Source organism: Lysinibacillus sp. GbtcB16 (assembly GCF_019091145.1).
Lineage (GTDB): Bacteria > Bacillota > Bacilli > Bacillales_A > Planococcaceae > Lysinibacillus > Lysinibacillus fusiformis.
In genome coordinates this window covers 1-255 of the sequence record NZ_JAGXJV010000607.1, presented here as the reverse complement: position 1 = coordinate 255, position 255 = coordinate 1, and the positions used below count along the sequence as shown (strand labels likewise).

1 pseudogene is annotated in these 255 nt (G+C 46.7%); it reads left to right on the top strand.

Going from position 1 to position 255, the window contains the following annotated elements:
- Positions 1-255, top strand: a pseudogene (locus tag KVT27_RS25385) (efflux RND transporter periplasmic adaptor subunit); the annotation flags it as partial.

Sequence of the window (255 nt, the reverse complement as noted above, 5' to 3'; positions counted from 1 at the left end):
AAGCAAGCCTTGGACGATGTTACGAAGCAGTATAACCAGGTTCAGAACGATTATGATACCGGTCAGGCAACCAAAGACCAGAAAGATCAGCTGGAATCTCAAGTCCAACAGCTGCAGCGCAGCCTTCAAACGCTGCAGCAGAAGCTTCAGACGCTCCAAAGCACTAATTCGTTATCCGCCATTGAGTACCAACTCAAGGCTAACGAGATTGACCTCGAGGATATCAATGTCAATTTGTCCAATTACGAGGTCAAA